At 35.0% G+C, this 19,883-nt stretch carries 20 protein-coding genes and 1 pseudogene; 16 read left to right on the top strand and 5 right to left on the bottom strand.

Going from position 1 to position 19,883, the window contains the following annotated elements:
- Positions 1-136: 136 nt before the first annotated feature.
- Positions 137-1,324 (bottom strand): cystathionine gamma-synthase family protein, encoded by a 1,188-nt coding sequence (locus MF646_RS00750; RefSeq protein WP_250094571.1) that lies wholly within the window; start codon positions 1,322-1,324, stop codon positions 137-139.
- Between the two features lie 641 nt (positions 1,325-1,965).
- The gene (locus MF646_RS00745; protein WP_250094570.1) at positions 1,966-2,688 is read right to left on the bottom strand and encodes a YetF domain-containing protein; all 723 of its coding nucleotides are present in this window, start codon (positions 2,686-2,688) and stop codon (positions 1,966-1,968) included.
- Positions 2,689-2,827: 139 nt separating this feature from the next.
- Between MF646_RS00745 and MF646_RS00740 the strand changes: the two genes are divergently transcribed.
- The 5 genes from MF646_RS00740 to MF646_RS00720 all read left to right on the top strand — a co-directional run bounded on the left by MF646_RS00740 (position 2,828) and on the right by MF646_RS00720 (position 7,112).
- Complete coding sequence (locus MF646_RS00740; protein WP_338035460.1) at positions 2,828-3,388, top strand: GNAT family N-acetyltransferase; 561 nt, start codon at positions 2,828-2,830, stop codon at positions 3,386-3,388.
- 206 nt (positions 3,389-3,594) lie between these two features.
- A complete protein-coding gene (locus tag MF646_RS00735) occupies positions 3,595-3,945 on the top strand; it encodes a DUF2200 domain-containing protein (RefSeq protein WP_250094569.1) in 351 nt (116 codons plus the stop codon).
- 215 nt (positions 3,946-4,160) lie between these two features.
- A complete protein-coding gene (locus MF646_RS00730; RefSeq protein WP_250094568.1) occupies positions 4,161-4,532 on the top strand; it encodes an iron chaperone in 372 nt (123 codons plus the stop codon).
- A gap of 551 nt (positions 4,533-5,083) precedes the next feature.
- Complete coding sequence (locus MF646_RS00725; protein WP_250094567.1) at positions 5,084-5,980, top strand: macrolide 2'-phosphotransferase; 897 nt, start codon at positions 5,084-5,086, stop codon at positions 5,978-5,980.
- A 583-nt stretch (positions 5,981-6,563) separates the two neighbouring features.
- Positions 6,564-7,112, top strand: a complete 549-nt coding sequence (locus MF646_RS00720; RefSeq protein ID WP_250094566.1) for a GNAT family N-acetyltransferase — start codon at positions 6,564-6,566, stop codon at positions 7,110-7,112.
- 106 nt (positions 7,113-7,218) lie between these two features.
- Here MF646_RS00720 and MF646_RS00715 read toward each other — a convergent pair whose 3' ends face one another.
- On the bottom strand, positions 7,219-7,398 hold the full coding sequence (locus MF646_RS00715) for a hypothetical protein (protein WP_250094565.1): 180 nt from the start codon (positions 7,396-7,398) through the stop codon (positions 7,219-7,221).
- 247 nt (positions 7,399-7,645) lie between these two features.
- Here MF646_RS00715 and MF646_RS00710 point away from each other — a divergent pair, with 247 nt between their 5' ends.
- From MF646_RS00710 to MF646_RS00695, 4 genes are all read left to right on the top strand, one after another.
- On the top strand, positions 7,646-8,098 hold the full coding sequence (locus tag MF646_RS00710; RefSeq protein ID WP_250094564.1) for a MarR family winged helix-turn-helix transcriptional regulator: 453 nt from the start codon (positions 7,646-7,648) through the stop codon (positions 8,096-8,098).
- A gap of 25 nt (positions 8,099-8,123) precedes the next feature.
- Positions 8,124-8,642 carry a spermidine/spermine N(1)-acetyltransferase gene (gene paiA, locus MF646_RS00705; protein ID WP_250094719.1) on the top strand — a complete coding sequence of 173 codons (519 nt, stop codon included), beginning with the start codon at positions 8,124-8,126 and terminating at the stop codon, positions 8,640-8,642.
- 21 nt (positions 8,643-8,663) lie between these two features.
- Positions 8,664-9,272: an FMN-binding negative transcriptional regulator gene (locus MF646_RS00700; protein ID WP_250094563.1), complete on the top strand. Its 609-nt coding sequence runs from the start codon at positions 8,664-8,666 to the stop codon at positions 9,270-9,272.
- 118 nt (positions 9,273-9,390) lie between these two features.
- The gene (locus tag MF646_RS00695) at positions 9,391-9,834 is read left to right on the top strand and encodes a hypothetical protein (protein ID WP_250094562.1); all 444 of its coding nucleotides are present in this window, start codon (positions 9,391-9,393) and stop codon (positions 9,832-9,834) included.
- A 67-nt stretch (positions 9,835-9,901) separates the two neighbouring features.
- Here the strand turns inward: MF646_RS00695 and MF646_RS00690 are convergent.
- A pseudogene (locus MF646_RS00690) lies at positions 9,902-10,695 on the bottom strand (arsenic resistance protein); the annotation flags it as partial.
- Positions 10,696-11,223: 528 nt separating this feature from the next.
- On the opposite strand from MF646_RS00690, the gene MF646_RS00680 reads away from it, so the two are divergent.
- From MF646_RS00680 to MF646_RS00660, 4 genes are all read left to right on the top strand, one after another.
- Complete coding sequence (locus tag MF646_RS00680; RefSeq protein ID WP_250094560.1) at positions 11,224-11,763, top strand: DUF7010 family protein; 540 nt, start codon at positions 11,224-11,226, stop codon at positions 11,761-11,763.
- A 155-nt stretch (positions 11,764-11,918) separates the two neighbouring features.
- Positions 11,919-12,479, top strand: a complete 561-nt coding sequence (locus tag MF646_RS00675) for a sugar O-acetyltransferase (RefSeq protein WP_250094559.1) — start codon at positions 11,919-11,921, stop codon at positions 12,477-12,479.
- Positions 12,480-12,595: 116 nt separating this feature from the next.
- Complete coding sequence (locus MF646_RS00670; RefSeq protein WP_250094558.1) at positions 12,596-13,138, top strand: sugar O-acetyltransferase; 543 nt, start codon at positions 12,596-12,598, stop codon at positions 13,136-13,138.
- Positions 13,139-14,088: 950 nt separating this feature from the next.
- Entirely contained in the window at positions 14,089-14,640 is a 552-nt protein-coding gene (locus MF646_RS00660) for a hypothetical protein (RefSeq protein ID WP_250094557.1), read from the top strand.
- A 111-nt stretch (positions 14,641-14,751) separates the two neighbouring features.
- On the opposite strand, the gene MF646_RS00655 is transcribed toward MF646_RS00660, so the two are convergent.
- Positions 14,752-16,080, bottom strand: coding sequence for a 6-phospho-beta-glucosidase (locus MF646_RS00655; RefSeq protein ID WP_250094556.1), 1,329 nt, complete (start codon positions 16,078-16,080; stop codon positions 14,752-14,754).
- 212 nt (positions 16,081-16,292) lie between these two features.
- Here MF646_RS00655 and MF646_RS00650 point away from each other — a divergent pair, with 212 nt between their 5' ends.
- The 3 genes from MF646_RS00650 to trhO all read left to right on the top strand — a co-directional run bounded on the left by MF646_RS00650 (position 16,293) and on the right by trhO (position 19,432).
- Positions 16,293-17,054 carry a MurR/RpiR family transcriptional regulator gene (locus MF646_RS00650; protein WP_250094555.1) on the top strand — a complete coding sequence of 254 codons (762 nt, stop codon included), beginning with the start codon at positions 16,293-16,295 and terminating at the stop codon, positions 17,052-17,054.
- 256 nt (positions 17,055-17,310) lie between these two features.
- Positions 17,311-18,144, top strand: a complete 834-nt coding sequence (locus MF646_RS00645) for a hypothetical protein (protein WP_250094554.1) — start codon at positions 17,311-17,313, stop codon at positions 18,142-18,144.
- Positions 18,145-18,451: 307 nt separating this feature from the next.
- Positions 18,452-19,432 (top strand): oxygen-dependent tRNA uridine(34) hydroxylase TrhO, encoded by a 981-nt coding sequence (trhO, locus tag MF646_RS00640; protein ID WP_250094553.1) that lies wholly within the window; start codon positions 18,452-18,454, stop codon positions 19,430-19,432.
- Positions 19,433-19,883: the final 451 nt, after the last annotated feature.

Here is a 19,883-nt window from a genome sequence, read left to right as displayed (position 1 = left end):
TCTTTACCGAAAAAAATAACAGCCAACTAGGTCTAACCTGATTGGCTGAATGCGAATGAAGAGAAGAAGGTTATTGTTTTAAAGATAAGGAATGTCCTGATCTGTAATATTTATTGAAAAAATTAGTTTTTCTTTCTCAAATAAAGCTTAAAGCATCTTTTAAATCATCAAGTAAATCATCGACTTCCTCAATCCCTACCGAATAGCGAACAAGTCCCTCTGGTATTCCTAATGCAGCGCGCTCTTCGGGGGTATTTTCAATATGACTTGTCGTTCGAGCTGGACCTACTGTTGTTTCGACTGCACCAAGGTTAGCGGCCTTATTGGCAAATTTTAATTTAGGCAAAAATTTGCGAACCGAATCTAACTCTCCTTTAACAGCAAAGCTTAACATTCCACCGAACCCCCGCATTTGCTGCTTAGCTATCTCGTGATTAGGATGGGTTTCTAATCCAGGGTAAAATACCTTATCTACCTTTTCGTGTTTTTGTAAAAAGCGTGCAATCTTCTCGGCACTCTCACATTGCTGTTTAACCCTTAAATGTAGCGTTTTCATTCCACGCAATAGTAAATAGGCAGCCATAGGATCAAGGCTAGCCCCATTGATTTCACGGTAATGAAAAATTCTTTCTATTAGCGTCCTATCATTACTGCAAACTACCCCGCCTAGTGCATCAGCGTGGCCTCCTAAGAACTTAGTCGCACTATGAATGACTAAGTCAACACCGAATTCAAGAGGGTTTTGAAGGATAGGGGTAGCAAATGTATTATCGACAAATACAAGGGCGCCAACTTTATGAGCGACTTTGACCATTCGTTCGATGTCTGTAATTTTCACTGTCGGATTTGTAGGGGTTTCTAAGTAAAGAATTTTGCATCCTTTTTTCACTTCAGCTTCAAGGGTTTCGTGATTTCCTGTTTCGCAAAGGGTAACGTCTATGTTAAGTTTTGGGAGGAATTCTGAGAAAATTTTATTCGTTCCACCATACGTGTCTTTTATAGATACAATACGATCTCCTGGTGATAGCACTGTAGCTAAAGAGTTACTAATTGCAGCCATGCCAGTTGAAAAGCTAGTGGCCGCTTGGGCGCTCTCTAAATTTTTCACTTTGTCTTCGAAAGCTTGAACAGTCGGATTCGTGTTTCTTCCATAAATATGACCAGGCTTTTTACCGGTGGCTACTTGGAACCAGTGATCAATGTCATCATACCCGAATGAGACGCTATGGACAACTGGTACTTGTGTTGCTCCATGTACTAGGTAGTCTTTTTCTCCTGCCCAAACTGATCGAGTCCCCAAACTAACATGTTCCAGCCTTTTCATTGCAATCACTCCTTCGAAAAAGTAAAAGCTTCATAATTGGTAAGAAACTATATGGTAATTCCAACTAATTGGAATCACTCGCTAATTGTTTGTAAATGGATACACAAAATTGAAAGTAACTACTTTGCTATAAAGTCAATTCGTGAGGAAAGTGAATATAGCAAAACCATTTTCGGGTTAGGGGCTGGTTTCTGCCATCACTATCCTCACGAATGAACTCATAAAAAATAGGGCTTACAAGTGGTAAGCTCTATTTTTGTAAAAGCTGAATTCTATAAAAACGATATATATTCGTTGCTTTTTTAACAGGTTGAGAAGCAAGTTTTACTTAATATTAAATTTACTAATATGATATATCTTATTGCCTTATAAGTGTTCTTACCAATATAGAAGATAGATAATTTCTATGCTGAAATGAGATTGAAATCAATAAACCGTAGAAACAAGGGTATTAAACTAAGTAAAATCAAATAAATAAAAGCAACCGAAGATAAATTGATATTTCGGTTGCTAATTCTTAACTGTTATTCAAAGATTCACGGACACTGAGAAACACAAAACAAAGCTTACAAACAGAGTTGTTTTCTTGCTTGAGAAGTCGCATTAATTTGTTTGAGATGCGCGGTCTTCTTTACATTTTTTTAAACAATATCTCTCATAGTTTGGCCACTTACAAATATTCGTTTACTTCTATCATCCATAGTTAATAAGAATATTTCTTTAATACTTTCAAATCCGTGGCTTTCAGCTTGCTCCTGTAGCCAGGCAGTAGTAAGGCCTAACTTTTCTAAATTTGCATAGTTGATCTTCCCTTCTAAGATAAGTACAGAAGGATATCCTTTCTCAGGGGGAACTTTCATCATGTCGTTAGGTGTTAATGAGTCATATTTGGATTTTTTTATAACGCTAATCTGTCCATTAGGTTCTAAAATGGCATAATCAATCTCCGTTAAATCGCTCGCTTGGTTTAGTCTTAAATCCATCATAAGTGATTCAACCGTAATTTTCGCTTTACGCATTTCATCTACCAAGATGTGTCCTTTATTAATGATAATAATTGGTTCCGCCTCTACGATACGCCTTATCCTGGCGTTCTTAAGAGCTAAGTAAGATAGGGTAAGGTGTAACCCAGCAATAAATGAAGCAGCAGCCAAGGGACCGCCGAGCGCAATATCTCCACTTGATAAAGGTTCACCAACCACATCCCCTATAATAACTGCAAAAATAAAATCAATGGGATGAAATGAAACCATCGAGCGTTGACCTAGGATTTTCACTACCATAAAAATGTAAACATATATGATAGTAGCTCGTATAATAAATCCGTATATAGGCAAATCCTCTGAACCATTCCAAACCTCCACAACTTCCCCTTCTTTCTATCTAATTCATATTATTACCACCATGTCCCTTTTGCCCTTTTCTATACCAAGCAACGAAAGAAATTATCGTCGTAATTCAGGTAACGGGGCTAAATTCCAGAAATAAGGTAGTAGAGGGTGTTTGAAAAGAAGTAAGCATTTAATTGTTAAAAATGATATTATTAAACCATTAAAAAATGAGAACAGTGAAAGAAAAGATGTTAGCTGGAGAAATATACAATCCGTTGTGCCAGAATTATTAATAGATAGAAAAAGAAGACAGGAGGGGAATATGGAAACCACGATTAGAAAAGTTGATAAGCAACAAGTGTGGGAATTAAGGCATCAAGTTATGTGGTCAGATAAACCTTTTGATTATATAAAATTAGAAGATGATGATTTAGGTTTTCATTTTGGTCTTATTAGGGAAAACAAATTGATTTCTGTCGTTTCACTTTTTATAAATAATGAAGAAGCCCAATTTAGAAAGTTTGCAACTCTACAACAAGAACAAGGGAAAGGGTATGGAAGTGCCTTGTTAGATTTTGTATTGAAGGAAGCGAAGATCCGTGGCGTCAAGAGAATTTGGTGTAATGCCAGAATAAATAAGGTTGATTTTTATAGGAAGTTTGGTTTACAAGAGAGCAAATCCAACTTTATAAAAGACGGGAAATCCTACGTTATAATGGAGAGATATTTGTAATTGATTAGGAGCTACCTTTTTGTATGTATATGAAAAAAGTACTTAAACAGTAGTAAGACAAGCATAACGAAATAGTAAATATAGACTATGGGAGCGGTACTGGACTAATTAGTTTAGAATTCTCAGATTTAGTAGAATCAATGTTTATATTCAACAGTATTAAGTGATCTCTAAAAAAGAACCATTCATATAAGGGAGGATGTATCATGACCAAACATCAGATTTATACAATGAGTGTCGCAAGAGTCTATCCCCATTACGTTACAAAGGCGGAGAAAAAAGGACGTACGAAAACAGAAGTCGATGAAATCATCCGTTGGTTGACAGGGTATAGCCAGGAAGAGTTAGAAGCGCACCTGGAAAAACAGACAGACTTTGAGACTTTCTTTGCGGAAGCTCCCAAACTGAATCCTGCGCGTGCTTTGATCAAAGGTGTGGTCTGCGGTGTCCGAGTGGAAGACATCGAAGAACCAACTATGCAGGAAATTCGCTATTTGGATAAGCTGATCGATGAGTTAGCAAAAGGAAAAGCGATGGAGAAGATTTTACGGACATAACAATTAAAAACGAAGAAACACTGAAGTTTAGGGATGGCTAATAGACTATGTTAAAGATGAAATCATAATCAAGTAACTCCAGTTAAGGCTTGGGAAGTTCTTATTAAGCCGATATAGCAGAAAATCAACTACAATTGTAGTAATACTACTACTTAGTTTGTTTCGCTACGTGAATCGATAGCGGAACGTGGAAATTTTTTAAGGAGGGAACACATATGGAAGTATTTGAAAAATATTTAGCAGGTATCGATAACCCTGACCATCGTGACCGAACAGAGGAAATTTTGACGTGGGTTGCTAATGAATTCCCACATTTGGAACCACAAATCAAGTGGAATACTCCTATGTTTTCCGATCACGGCACATATATTATCGGCTTTTCCACAGCGAAGCATCATATGAGCGTTTCACCCGAAGAAGTAGGAATGGCGCACTTTGCTGATGAGATTGCACAAGCAGGCTACAGCGCTACCAAAGGATTGTTTCGAATTCCGTGGAAGGAGCCGGTGAACTACGAATTGCTTGAGAAAATGATTAAATTTAATATTAAGGATAAAGCAGAATATACGAATTTTTGGCGGGAATAGAAAATTAGAGGATTGTATGTTTCAGCAAATCTTTTCCTTATTCCAAAAATATCCTAAAAATGTATTAGATCCTTTTTTGATAAGGATTTTGAGCATTTTATTCTTGATATATAATGATAGATAAGGTATAGTTTTGGTACCTTATTGAAAGGAGGGTTATTAAAAATGATGCATGCAGGAAGATTACGCCAGAAAACTTTGAACAATAAGTAACTTAATATGTTCAAAGGCTCTGTTTTCTTAAAGCAGAGTAAACGGGAGTAGTCTGCACATTTTTAATAATCTTCAACGGGAAAGTATACACTTTTTTACGTGAAGAAAGGCAGAATACATCTGTCTTTTTTTCGTATGTCTTTTTTACTCATACAAAGGAAGACATCTATTTGATATAGCCTCGTTTACTCAGAAACACAGACAGTAGTCGGTCTGTGTTTTTTTGATTACATTCCTTTTAATTCCACAAAAAAGGGAGTGTGAAAATCGAACAAAGATTGAAACTGATTAATTAAATTGGACGACAACTATAAAATGAATATTTGGAGGAAATGAACATGAATACACTTAAAGTTAAACAATTAGCAAATTTTAAAGGACTAGATATTTTAGAAGACACGATAAAAATTAATGAGTCTGGTGTTGACTTTCGAGTAGCACATGCCAAAGATCAAAGCGGGAATAAATGGATACTAAGGATTCCACGTAGACCAGAATCTATGAGACATGCCATACAAGAGAAAAAAGCGTTAGAACTCATTTGTAATTATGCAAGCTTCGAAGTTCCCGATTGGTCTATCTTCTCAGAGGACTTAATTGCGTATAAACAATTAAGTGGAGTTCCTGCCGCTACTGTTGACATTGAACAACAAGGATATATATGGAGTTTTGATGAAACCAAAGTACCAGTTGAATATTATCAATCATTAGGAAGAGTTTTAGCCGAGTTACACTCATTACCTCACCAAGAATTTAAAAATATCGGTATGGAAATTCTTAGTGCTAGTGAGTTAAGGGTATCCATGAAACGGCGAATGGAACGGGTGAAAGAACAATACGATATCAATCAAAATTTATGGGACCGCTGGCAGGCATGGCTAGCTGAAGACTCTTTTTGGCCATCTCATGTAGGGGTAAAACATGGAGACCTCCATCCAGGTCATACCCTAATCGATAAGGACAATCATGTAACTGGCTTAATTGATTGGACAGAAGTTGGGATAGCTGATGTGTCTGTAGATTTCATGTCGCATCACCTACTCTTTGGTAGAGATGGACTAACAAAATTAATCGGCGCTTATGACAATGCCGGGGGTAAAACTTGGTCAAGAATGGATGAGCATATTGTCGAACTTCTTTCAACAAGTGGCATCACTGTTGCCGAATACGCTAATGTCTCAGGTATGAAAGACATGCATGATCTAGCTGCACAAATGCTTGCAAGTGAAAGCTAGATATTTTGGCCCACACTTTGTTGAAGTTATTGGCGTAACTCAGAATGAAGCGGGAAGATGTGTACTAGGCATTCCTAGAACAGGGAATAGAGCCTTTTCAAACTTATATAAATGAAAAAGTAACTGCTTGTTATGCCTTTCACAAAAGTGATGAAGGCTAAAACAAAATAGAGAAGTTAGGGAAAAGTCTTTCATAAAGCCGATGAATGACAAAACAGACTAGAAATACAGAGGAAAAATTCTTCATAAAGCCGATGAATGACAAACAGACTAGAAATACAGAGGAAAAGTTCTTCATAAAGCCGATGAATGACAAAACAGAACAGAAATACAGAGGAAAAGTTCTTCATAAATCAATATGAAATTTCTATATTGTGGATAGCCACTTCTTCAACTAATGATTGCGTTCCTGTATTAAAACAGGGACGCATTTTCTTTTTGTGACACACAAAAGGAAATGAATGTTAAACTCAAAACAACGATGATTTAAGTAACGAGCAGATCTCTTTAATATGAAGGAGAATGCGGAAATGAAAAGGTTACTTTACAAATCCTTAAATAACTATACAAGAGAGGGGAAAGTATGTTTTATTTTAAACTTAATGATGATTCTGAGTTGCGTTTGTTAGAACCTAGGCATGCAGATAATCTTTTCATGTTAACAGATAATTCAAGAGATTATCTCAGGGAATGGCTGCCTTGGGTAGATTCCACAAAAGACATAAGCAATTCAAAGGAGTTTATAGAAGTTACACTTAAGCAATTTAGTAATAATAATGGCTTTCAAGCTGGTATTTGGTATAAGGGCGAATTGGCCGGAGTAATAGGGTTACATGGTATAAACTGGGCTAATAAATCAACTTCAATTGGCTATTGGTTAGGTGAAGGATTTCAAGGTAAAGGGTTAATGACCAGTGCTTGTAAATCAGTTATAGAATATTGTTTTAATGAATTAAATTTAAAAAGAATAGAAATCCGGGCAGCAACGGAAAATTATAAAAGCCAAGCTATTCCTGAAAGGCTAGGCTTTCAAAAAGAGGGTTGTCTAAGAAGTTCTGAATTTATATATGATAGATTTGTTGATCATTATGTATACGGGTTAATAAAAGAAGATGACAACCGACTTATATAACAAAAGAGTGCGTTGATCAAGACAATCAACGCACTCTTCCGTGAAAAAGGTTGGTTTTGAAACTACCAAAATTTCAATTGCAAAGCAGGTTAGAATTTATTATGTGTTAATGATGACTTTCATGATGTCCTTCATCCCTTTTACTTGGTAGAGAATCAATGTCTTCTTCGGAGAGGGAGCCCGCAATAAATTGTTTCGTTGGCATCACTTTGGAATCAATCGTTTTTGCTTTTATTTTTACAAAATAGAGACCGTCTTCTTTAATGAGCGTATTTAAGTTAAACATACCGTTTTCTTCTTGTCCAATAATCTATTTCTTCACTATTATCCTTCAATAGAGCCCGTTTGCTTGAGGATAATTAAAGTGCTGACATAAGAATAAACAACTAAAAATGAAGACCAAATGACAACTGTCTGTTAGTATCACTTTACTAGAGTTTTTTTATTGTTGTAAATACAACAATAATAGGTTGAATTTAACGTGTGTCATTTATGTTGCATTTGCAACATAAATATATACAAAGGAGGTAATTATGAAGGAAATTCTTCGTGAAATTGGGATGATAGCAAGGGCGTTAGATTCTATAAGTAATATAGAGTTTAAAGAATATGACCTAACAAAGGGGCAGTATTTGTATCTTGTACGAATATGTGAAACCCCAGGGATCATTCAAGAAAAGTTAGCTGAGATGATAAAAGTAGATCGAACAACAGCAGCTCGTGCTATAAAAAAACTTGAAATGAATGGCTTTATTGAAAAGAAAGAAGATACACATAACAAAAAAATCAAAAAACTTTTCCCAACAGAGAAAGGAAAACATGTTTTTCCTTTTATAAAAAGAGAAAATGATTATTCCAATACGGTTGCATTAAAGGGATTTTCCGAAAGAGAAGTGGAAGCCATTTTCGATCTTCTTCAAAGAGTGAGGAAAAATATAGAGAAAGACTGGGAATTTGTAAAAAAGGGAAACAAGAGAAATTATTGATTATCTGAAGGGGCGATGTATGAAGATGACTGTAAAAATAAAAAAGTGCAACCTTGAAGAATTACAAATACTCCAAGAAATAAGTATTGAAACATTCAATGAAACATTTAAAGGACAAAATTCGCCTGAAAATATGAAAGCCTATCTGGAAAAAGCATTTCATTCTAAACAATTGGAAAATGAATTATCCAACCTTTTCTCGCAATTCTTTTTTGTTTATTTTAATAAAGAGGTTGCTGGTTATTTAAAGGTTAATACCAATGACGCTCAGTCTGAAGATATGGGTGGTGAATCACTTGAAATTGAAAGGATTTATATAAAGAACAAATTTCAAAAACATGGACTTGGTAAATATCTACTAGATAAAGCTATGAAAATGGCGGTGGAACGTAATAAAAAGAAAGTTTGGTTAGGCGTATGGGAAAAAAATGAAAATGCTATTGCTTTTTATAAAAAAATGGGGTTTGTTCAAACTGGAGCCCACTCTTTTTATATGGGTGATGAAGAACAAGTGGACTTTATTATGACCAAAACACTCAACTAACTTTTTGAAAGGTGGATTAGTATGTATATTCCTTCACATTTTAAAGTCACAGAAACAATGAATTACGAGATTATGAAAGAATTTAGTTTTGCGACTCTTTTTTCAGAGCATAATGGAGTGCCATTTGCAACTCATTTACCGTTACTTTTGAATAAGAAAAATACATATTTATATGGACACTTTGCTCGTCCAAATCCTCAGTGGAAAGATATCGAAAATCAAACCGTTTTAGCTGTTTTCCACGGTCCTCATTGTTATATATCCCCATCCTGGTATGAAACAAATAAAGCAGTACCAACTTGGAATTATGTAACCGTTCATGTTTATGGAGAAGTCGAGCTTTTAGAAGATGAAAATGAGTTAATGGATTCCTTACATGAATTGGTAGTGAAATATGAAACTCCTGACAGTTCATACAGCTTAGGAGAGGTAGATCCTGAGTTCCTCGCTGGCATGAACAAAGGAGTTCAAGGTTTCAAAATAAAAATCACTAAGATAGAAGGAAAAGCTAAATTAAGTCAAAACCATTCAGCACTGCGACAAGAGCTAGTTATAAATCAACTAGAACAAATTTCAAATACTGATGAGCAACAGATTTCTTCATTAATGAAGGCAAATCTAAAAAAGTAATTGTTTCATGTTATTTACGAACGAGAGCGATGATTGAGTAACATAATAGTTTTTAAAAGGAGAGATTCATCGGTTCCTTTTTGTATGTTAAGGTTATTATTGGAAGGAGAATGTGGAGATGAAAAGTTTAGTTCCGATTTCACTATTACTATTAACTCTGTTGCTTTCTGCTTGTTCCAATGAGGAAGTTATTAAGCACGATTATTTATTTACAGGCGAAGGACAATATTGGGAAGCTGAGTACATTTATGAAGGAACAGAGATATGGGGAGAAGAAAATAATAGAACTACCTACTCACATGAAAAAAAGGATACATTTGTACTTACATTTAAAGGTTCTTTAGATGAGATGCAGTCAATAAAGAATCTTGATTATTCTTATCAAACATCAGCTGGAGGAAGCAGTGTTAGCAGGGAGTTTGACCAACCACCTAATGATATTTCATTTAGAACAAGTGGTGGAGGAACTGGAGCTAAAATCAACAAAGATGAAACCATACCTGTAATTGTTAAATGGAATGGTTCTGAAGAATCATTTGAGTTGATAAATAAAGCAGAATAAAAACCAGTCTTTTTTATCCATCAATATGAAAGCACACATCATTTGATAGATTGATGTGTGCTAGTTTTTATGTACTTTTATTTTTAGAAATAAATAATAAAAGTTGAGTAAAGATAGCTAGAATAGGTAATTCCAATAATGGTCCTATAACTAATGTCAGAGATATTAATGGTTGGTCTGGAAATGCGGTAATAGCAATTGCTAAAGCGATAGGCGAATTTCTAGCTAAAGTTGTTAAGCTTAAACTTGTTCTGTCGGAGTTCGGGAACTTCATAAGCTTTCCAATCTTTTGACCGACGAAGAAGTTTACAATAAAAAATAAAAGGATTGGTATGGTAATTTGCCACATTAAATCTAAATTATCAAGCAATAATTGCCCTTGTGAAGCAAACATAGCAACGATTGCAAGACTTAGAAAAATAATCGGTAATACGCTGAGATTGGATAAAAGATGATCTCTTACCTGCTGCTTATTTCTCAAGAACATTTTTGTTAGAAAAGCTAAAACTAATGGTATAAATAAAACAATTAAGATACTTTCATTAGAAATGAAAGCTCTATAACTCCAGTCGTTCCACCAAAAATAAGAAGATAAATAGGCAGCATAATGACTTGTAAGATTAAGTTTAAAGGTAAGATTGCCGTTGATAACGCAACATTTCCTTTTGCTATCCCTGTAAAGATTAAATATCAATCAGTGCATGGTGTAACCATAAGCATAATAAATCCAATATACAATGCTGGGTTATCACCTAGAAATACCAGTGCCAGCAGCCATGCTAGGAGAGGTGTCCAAACAAAGTTTATAATGACTGAAGTGTATGTCAATTTGATGTTTTTAAAAGCTTTTTTTATTTCTTCACCGAACTGTTGCAGTGGATCGTGGAGTTGTACAAGTTCTTATCATCCATGATCACCATAATCAAATCTAATTAAAACTTATTAAAGTTATTATGATTTTAATCACAAAGAACCTTAGCGGTAGGTCTTTTCAAAATAAGCGTTCGGTCATAAATGATGGGTAAAGTTTTTTTTGGCAGGGTAGGGTAGTTTAAGAAACTTTTAACAAAGGATTACGTAAAGGTAGTTAGAAAGTTTTATGGGAGGGAATTTTTTAATGTTATGGAGTAAACCAAGCTGTACTTTTTGTGAAAAAGAAATAAAAGGGGATGACGTAGTTTTTGTGAAAATACGTTACCCAAAGCAAAAAGGCTTCACTGAAATTAAGGCATATTTAAGAAATGAAGGTAAATTTATTTGTGAGGAGTGTTTTAATAGTGAATCAAAATAAACCTAATTAATCTACCGGATTTGATAGTATATTAAGCCGTCGAAAGTCTCATTCAACACAAACTTGCAGGATGCATAATAAAAAGTAGGGAGATAAAATTGGAAGTTACAAAAATTAGAAATGAACTATCTGTAAAAGGTAAAAATGGAATTGGATTTTTATTTTCTGCTGTTGTGATTTGGTCAATCATTACAATAATATTTCTACAACCAATAGAAACACAACAAAAAAATATATATATGTTATTTTCAACAGGTTTAATGTTCCCATTATCGGTTGGAATTTCTTCGTTAATTCGGGCTGATTGGAGACTTAAAAATAATCCATTAGGTGATTTAGGTTTATATCTAAATCTGGCTCAAATTATTTACTTTCCTATCCTTTTTTGGGGGATAGCAAGAAATCCAAATGACGCTATTTTATTCTTTGCAATAATAACTGGGGCACATTTTTTTCCCTACGGTTGGTTTTATAATGCTAAACCTTTTTATATAATGGCACCAATAATCTCGATTGTAATAATGTTTTTGGGGTTATTTTTAAACGGAGAAAATTTATGGTTAATCCCACTATCTATGATAGTACTAATTCTGTTTTTGATTTTTTGGCTCATCGTAGACTATAAGAGGAAACCTTAAAGGAAGTAAGCAAAAAGAGTTGAACTACTTCACGAGATAAAGAGTAAGAAAAGTAGGAGAATAAGGTTGAGTACGAGTGCGTGGTGTAATGAAAACGATCATTCAAATGTTATTATTAAAGTAAAGTTTAACTAACCGAGATGGGAGACTTTATAATGAGAACGGAAAAAGCAAAAATGTTAGCTGGAGAAATGTACAACCCTGCTGACCCAGTATTACTAAAAGAACGTGAGGAAGCAAGAAGAAAAGTTAGAATCTATAATCAAACATTGGAAACTGAAGGAGAGAAACGGACTAAATTATTAAAGGAATTACTTGGCTCAACTGGAGAAAGCGTGTACATGGAGCCAAACATTAGATTTGACTATGGCTATAACACATATGTAGGCGAAAATTTCTTTGCGAACTTTGACTGTACGATCTTAGATGTTTGCGAAGTGCGGTTTGGGGATAATTGTATGCTCGCACCTGGAGTACAAATTTACACAGCGACACATCCTATTAACCCAACTGAACGTAATTCAGGTAAAGAATACGCAAAACCGATTACTTTTGGAAACAATGTATGGATTGGCGGAAGTGCAGTCATAAATCCAGGAGTAACAGTAGGAGATAATGTTGTTATCGCATCAGGTGCAGTAGTTATTAAAGATGTACCAGATAATGTAGTAGTAGGTGGTAATCCAGCCAAAGTAATTAAAAAGATTGAAATATAAGCTAATGTACTAAAGGGTGCGCCTGTCTCAATAAGTCACAACAACGTTCTTTCATTATTCTGCTAAGGGAGCAACTTAGCTCAACAAGAAAATAAACTATAGTAGGGGGAGAAGCTATGGGAGGTAATAGGAAAGAAAAAATCTATTATGAACGAGGAACAGAGGATCTAAAAAAGAAGAACATTCGCGCGCACAAACTTATTAAAGAATTTAATCATGTTGAAGTTGAGGAAGATGGAAAGAGAGAAGAGATTATTAGAAACTTGTTTGGGAGTGTAGGCAACAACCCAAGTATTGAGCATAATTTTCATTGCGACTTAGGCTACAACATTCATGTTGGTAATGACTTTTACGCTGGCTATAACTGTACGATTTTAGATATGGCTGAGGTAAGAATTGGTGACAACTGTATGTTAGGTCCTAACGGTGGAATCTATACTGCTGGTCATTCACTTGAATCTACAGGAAGGAATAATAGTGGATTTGCTATACCTATTAAAATCGGTAACGATGTCTGGATTGGGGGAAGTTGTGTCATATTAGCTGGGGTTGATATTGGTGAGAATTCAGTGGTTGCTGCTGGTTCTGTTGTTACCAAGGATGTCCCTGCTAATGTGGTTGTAGCTGGAAATCCAGCGAAGATATTAAGAAGTCTTTAGGGTTGATAGATGCAAAGAGCAGGCGGAATTTCTCACCAGCTCTTTGCGTTTTGTACGTATTACATAACTAACACCCACGCCAGCACTAAAATCACAGCGATAATGGGAATAAGTGCAAGATACATGATTAATTGATTATTGATACTTCGATTACTGCTATAGTTGGAGTCTTCAGCTCTTGTCAGTGATAATGTAATGACTAGAGCTGCGATACACACAATTGCAACTAATATAATTAAAAAAGTCATACGGCCTCCCCTGGCAACTCTCTAATAAATTATCTTACAGTTAAAATAATTAAAATAAAACCATTTTATTTTGCTCCATTTTCTCATCTGTTTTTTATTGGAACTGAATAAGAGCATCTTTAAATTTCAGTATTTAGCAAGCACATTACTCGGAAAAAGCTTTTGCATACTGAACGATACCATGCACATTTTTAAGAGAATGATCAGTTAATTCTAGAGCCATGAATACGTCATCAAGCACCTCAAAATGTACTAGTCATTAAGAAGCGTTTACGCACTAAGTTCTAAACATAAGTTCAACAAACAAAAATCTCCATTTTTTAGTATATTTTTATTTTATAAAGTGATGGTGTCGAGGTCAATCTCAATCTCAATCTCAATATTTTACTACCTGTTAAACAAAGCAGGCAGAAATCCTTTAATATAGAGGGAAGTCTTGTTTAATTTTTTGAAGAATCGAAAGTTAGTTGAGCAAGCTATAATACTAATGAAATACAAAATAAGGTGGAAAAGCAAGCGAAAAGTCTTTCATAAAGCTGATGAATTACGAAACAATACAGAAATGCAGGAGAAAACGTTCATCATAAATGTATTAAAGTTTTCTTTTTAGTATTTAGAAAGTTTTTACAAAAAATGTGAAGGGATTCACTTATGGTAACGTGCAACTGATCTAATAACAGAGTATACATAGGAGTTGATCAGATGGAAGAACAAGTTCAAAGGTATTTTGCCGATTTAGAATCAACAGACAAAGAAACTCAATATGAGGCATACAAGAATATATTAACTTTAACAGAAAAAGAAGTGAACTGGGCATATGAAGTTTGGGGTCAACTAGTACAAGATCTAACCGATCGTGACCATCATAAAAGATCTCGAGCAGCACAATTTCTTTCTTATTTGGCGATAAGTGATCCAGAAAAACGAATGCTTACGGATTTTCCAGCCATATGGGGAGTGACAAGAGATCCTAAGTTTGTCACTGCAAGACATAGCTTGCAATCGATCTGGAGAATAGGATTAGCTGGGGATGAACAATTAGAATTGGTATTGAATCACTTTACTACTCGTTTTAACGAGTGTGTAGAGGAAAAGAATTATACGTTGATTCGATATGATATGATCCAAGGTCTTAGAAACTTATATGATGAAGTAAAGAAAGAAGAGATCAAACAAAAAGCCCTAGATTTAATAACTAAAGAAGAAGATAGTAAATACCAAAAGAAATATGCAAGTGTATGGAAAAATGCATAGTCGCGGGTACAGGGACATTTCGCCACTTCTTTAAGAAGTGGCGAAATGTCCCATGTTGATCTAGTGTACACATATGGCTAGGTCTTTCATGATAAGCATGCAGGTGATTGCTTATGCTTCTACTTTTTGAAAAAACTGAGGTAAATGTTCTTTATGAGCTTCTAACATCTCATTGATAATTTCCTTGGCAATTGAATCAGACGGAGTTAGGGGATTGATCGTTAAAGCAAGAATGGCTTTTTCGTAATCTCCTGTAACGGCAGCTTCTGCTGCTACTCTCTCAAATGATTTAATTTGTTGTACTAAACCTTGAACTTGTACGGGTAATTCTCCTACGACAATTGGTTTTGGACCATCTTTTGTAATCATACAACTCACTTCTACGGCCGAGTCGGAAGGAATACCAGTGATTGCCCCATTATTTTGTGTATTAACTGGTTGAATATCGCGCTTATCATTATAGATGGAAGAAATTAATCGAACGGCTGCGTCACTATAATAAGCTCCACCACGTTCCTCGAGCTGTGGTGGTTTAATAGCTAGATCCGGATTTTTATAAAGCTCAAATAGTTCTTTTTCCAGCTTTTGTACAACTTCAGCACGTGTTTCTCCGGTTTCGTAGTTTTTTAGTTCCTTCTCGAGCATTTGATCTTTTTTGTAGTAATACATATGATATGGACAAGTTAGAACATTTAAAGAGCGAATAAATTCGGGTTCCCAACCTAATCCGTCAATGTTTTTCACAAAGCTGCTGTTGGCTGGATCTGTTAATAGATCTATGACCTTATCTTTTACACTGATTCCATCAACGTAGACATCTAAGCCGTATACCATATGATTTAGTCCGGCAAAGTCAATTCGAATTCGGGAGTGATCTACATCTAATAATTTTGCCACGCCCATTTCGATTCCAATTGGAACATTACATAGACCTACCACTTTTTTGATATTCGAATAACGTAATACGGCCTCAACAACCATACCAGCAGGGTTTGTAAAGTTAATTAACCATGCATTAGGACATAGCTCTTCTATATCTTTACAAATATCTAATATAACAGGTATCGTGCGTAGACCTTTGAATAATCCACCTGGGCCATTCGTTTCTTGTCCAAGGACTCCATATTTTAAAGGAATTCTTTCATCTTTCGAACGAGCATCTAACAATCCTACTCGAAATTGAGTTGTAACAAAGTCAGCATCCTTTAAAGCTGTTTTTCGATCGAGAGTTAAATGCACGTCGATTGGTAGACCAGCTTTTTGAATCATTCGTTTTGCTAAGTTTCCGACAATTTCTAGTTTCTCTTTTCCTTCTTCTATATCGACTAACCATAATTCTCTTACCGGTAATTCATCATATCGTTTAATAAAACCTTCTACTAACTCAGGTGTATAACTTGATCCTCCGCCAATCGTTACAATTTTAATTCCTTTTGTCATTTTACTGCACCTCCGTAAGGATTTGTTTAATAAACTTTATAAGTTGATTCTATCTAGACAATGGAAGGGAGTAAATATATGTAGAACATCTAGAGTTTTTTAACAAGGAAAGGAACTTGTTTCATCTATGTAACACTATGTTTTATTGTTTAGATATAGTAATATGACTAAAAAGAGGGTACTATCTAGTTGAACTTGGAGGTGGGACACACATGTTTACAGCTGAAATGATTGCTTCATTAAATGAATTAGAAACATCCTTGTATAACTATATTATGAAAAATGAAGATAAAGTGGCGTATATGCGAATTCGTGAACTAGCAGATGAAACTCATGTGTCGACTTCGACCATTTTGCGTTTTTGCCGGAAGATGAATTGTGACGGTTTTTCAGAGTTTAAAACTAAACTGAAGTTACATTTGAAAGAGAATAAAAAGACAACGATTAAAAACATTGAACATTCTCTAATGGATTTTTTCGAGAGAATCTCACAGGGCAATTTAGAAGAGCAGATAATGAAGGCAGCCTATTTACTAGCAAGAGCGAATAATGTCATCTTTATTGGGACAGGAAGCTCAGGCATTATGGCTGAATATGGGGCTAGATATTTTTCAAGCATAGGAAAATTCTCCATGTACATCAAAGATCCATACTTTCCCATTCATGCTAAACTTCTTTCCGATAGTGTCGTACTTGCTTTATCTGTATCAGGAGAAACCCCTGCCATCATTTCGCATATTAACCAACTAAAAGGGCAGGGAATTGAAGTCATTAGTATCACAAATAGCAAACACTCAACGATTTCTAAAATATCTGATATAAATATTCCGTATTATGTAACGGAAGAGCGTTTTGAAAATTCGCTTGGTATTGTAACAGAACCACAATTTAAGTATTCGGATATAACGACACAAGTACCGGTTGTTTATATTTTGGAATCAATAGCTCGTGAGGTTTATAAGGAATGTAATTAAAAAGTAATAAGCATTGGAGAAGGTAAGACCAATGCCTAGTTATAAATGGAGAAAAAAATAAGATACAGGATTACGTGTATCTCTTACTGATGGATTAGTCGTACAAGTTGGGAAGCGGAAGTTTGTGAAGGTGAAAATGTAATGTGATGGTAATGGTAATGGACCGGATAGAGTTAATAACAGCTCAAAAGCAGGACGTATTTTTTCTCTTCTAAGTTGAAAACTAAAACAGGAAAATCAACTTAAGGAGAACAATGTGAATAAAAAGAGAGATGCCAAAAACAAATCGTATTATATAGGTCTAATTATCATTCATATCCTTCTTTTGAGTATGACTCTTACTAAAAGGAAAGACAGGAAAACGATTTTTCTTACATTATTATTGATCGTTGGATTCGCTTTTCACTTTGAATATCCTCTTTATATCTTAAAAGCTTATAGATATAGAACAGGGATACTTAGAACAAAAGAAAAAGATAACTCATTTGGATCCGTGTTATCTCAAGCTTTATTTGTTCCTTCTGCAGCCATATTCATATCAGCTTTTCAATTGGGTTGGAAAATGAAAATATTGTTTACATTCTATTTTGTATTCATTGAAAGGTTATTTTTAAAAGTAAAGATTTTCAAAAATAACTGGTGGCATACTTCTTTTACGGCAATTTCTATATGTACCTATTTTTTTGTAAGTGATGTTTGTTATAAGGGGATTAAAAAAAGTAAGAAGTTGTTCTCGAACTTGACTTTGTACCATTCCATTCACCTCACTTATATGAGCTTATTATTTTCAGCTTCGTTATTTGGATTGTTTAGATTTACACCGACTTCCCGGACAACACAGCCTTGGTATGAACACTATTCTTTTACTAAGGTGTATCTTGTGATTGAGACAGTCATTACAACGTTTATATTAGAGCGGAAGAAGAAATGGTTGAAAGTATTGCCTCTATTCATAATTGTTATTGTTGACAGGGTTCTTTTAAAAATGGATCGCTTAAAAGTGAAAGGGAGCTATTGGCTTGGTTTGTTTCCAATTAGAATGATAGCTCATTTATTGTCATTTCAATTGCAAAGATGGATAAAGAAATGAAATGTTAAAAGAGCTCCTTTCTTTCAGATCAAATACAAAGGCGTCTTATTAGGCCAAGCAATAAAGGGGGTTCTTTTTTTTATTACCTCACAATCAATTGTAAATTTATTTGCTTTTTTCACGGATATATGATGTAATTAAGAAGTGTTTTTTATACTTTTATGTATAAAAAGTTTCTTGGCGTAACTCACAGACGAATATTTTATGGCGAATAGTTGTTTTAGCAACTATTCTTTTCATATTGTACCCTTCCTGGGAAAGGGATTATAGAAAGGTAGTAAATATAGAAAGCATAGGTGAGAATAAAATGAACCATTCATATAGAGTGTTATTGTATTACATGTATGTACCAATTGCAGATCCAGAGGCGTTCGCATCAGATCATTTAAACTTCTGTAATGATTTGGGTCTAAAAGGTAGAATTCTCGTTGCAGCAGAAGGTATAAACGGAACGGTGTCAGGCACGATTGAACAAACTGAAAAATATATGCAAACAATGAAGGCTGATTCACGTTTTGCTGATATGGTGTTTAAAGTGGATGAAGCTGAATTGCATGCGTTTAAAAAGATGCACGTTAGATATCGTGAAGAGCTTGTTACACTGCGATTAGAGGATGACGTTAATCCGCTTGAAACAACAGGAAAATATTTAAAGCCTTCAGAATTCTATGAAGCTATGCAAGATCCAAAAACAATCGTCATTGATGCTAGAAATGATTACGAATATGATCTAGGACATTTCCGTGGAGCGATTAAACCAGAAATAACGAACTTCCGCGAACTTCCTGATTGGATTAAAGAAAATAGAGATAAGTTCGAGGGGAAAAAGATTTTAACTTATTGTACCGGCGGTATTCGCTGTGAAAAGTTTTCTGGATGGTTAGTGAAAGAAGGCTTTGAGGATGTCTCTCAATTACACGGAGGGATTGTTACGTACGGAAAAGACCCTGAAGTTCAGGGGAAATTGTGGGATGGACAGTGTTATGTATTTGATGAGCGTATAAGTGTCCCTGTTAATCAAACCGAACACGTCATCGTTGGAAAAGATCACTTTACAGGGGAACCGTGTGAACGATATGTAAACTGCGGTAATCCTGAATGTAATAAAAAGATCATATGCACAGAAGAGAATGAACATATTTACCTACGCGGCTGCACGCATGAGTGTCGAGTGCACCCAAGAAATCGCTACGTTGAAGAGCACAATTTGTCTGAGGAGCAAGTAAAAGATAGACTTTCTCTACTAGGTAAGGAATTAGAAAAAAAGGAACAAGAAGTCCTTTCATAACACATGACGCATGAATTTTCGTAATTGAAAATCTCATGCGTTTTTTGTTGTATAAACACCCTCGTTTGTTGTTAGGTTAGCCATGGAAATAGAAGGACTGTTCGATCCCCTTATTTCTCTCACCCATTAATTGGTAATTAGTTTTAGTGTTGAAAGTGAAGTGAAAAGGGAGAGTGCTTCATCAGAGTATGAAGCCCGAATGGGAACCGAATTGAAACGGAAGAGTGTATCATGTAGAGGATGAAGCCTGAATCGATAGCGAATCGAATAGGAAAAGTGCATCATGAAGAGGATGAAGACCATTTAAGACCGACGCTAATTAGAAAAAGTCTTTCATAAAGAATCCCGCGATTTTATGGGCGTTTACCTATATTTTTGTTCAAGTATAACAGTGGCAAATTGAGAAACAATAGGTTTGTCATCTACTATAACAAAGATCTCATTGGCAATA

The sequence above is a fragment of the Halalkalibacter alkaliphilus genome, assembly GCF_023555415.1.
Taxonomy (GTDB): Bacteria; Bacillota; Bacilli; order Bacillales; family Bacillaceae_D; genus Halalkalibacter; species Halalkalibacter alkaliphilus.
This window is presented reverse-complemented; position numbering and strand designations above follow the sequence as displayed.